Here is a 348-nt window from a genome sequence, read left to right as displayed (position 1 = left end):
CCGCGCGGGTCGCCGTCGCCGAACCCGCAGGTGGCCTGGTCGGCGGCGCACCAGTCGAGGAAGCGGCCCATCGCGCCGTCCAACGCCAGGTACTGGGCCCGGTCGTACGCGTAGGGGCGGTAGGCGTACGCGTACGGGTCGTACGCCCCGTCGAGCGTCAGCGCCCGCACCCGCTTGGGGAACATCGACGCGTAGACGGTGCCGATGTACGAGCCGAACGACCGCCCGTAGTACGTCAGTTGCTCCTCTCCGAGGGCTCGGCGCAGCAGATCGATGTCACGGGCGACGTACTCGGTGCCGACGTACGGCAGCAGCGAGCCCGCGTTGTCGAGACAGGCCTGGTTGAAC

General features: G+C 70.1%; 1 protein-coding gene. It reads right to left on the bottom strand.

The window, feature by feature from the left end:
- Positions 1 to 348 (bottom strand): alpha/beta fold hydrolase (locus tag M8J73_RS26970; protein ID WP_249829170.1); only part of this gene is annotated, 348 nt, incomplete at both ends.

The sequence above is a fragment of the Streptomyces neyagawaensis genome, from assembly GCF_023516595.1.
Lineage (GTDB): Bacteria > Actinomycetota > Actinomycetes > Streptomycetales > Streptomycetaceae > Streptomyces > Streptomyces neyagawaensis.
The sequence above is the reverse complement of the archived record's forward strand: the minus strand, read 5'-3'. Positions and strand labels throughout refer to the sequence as shown.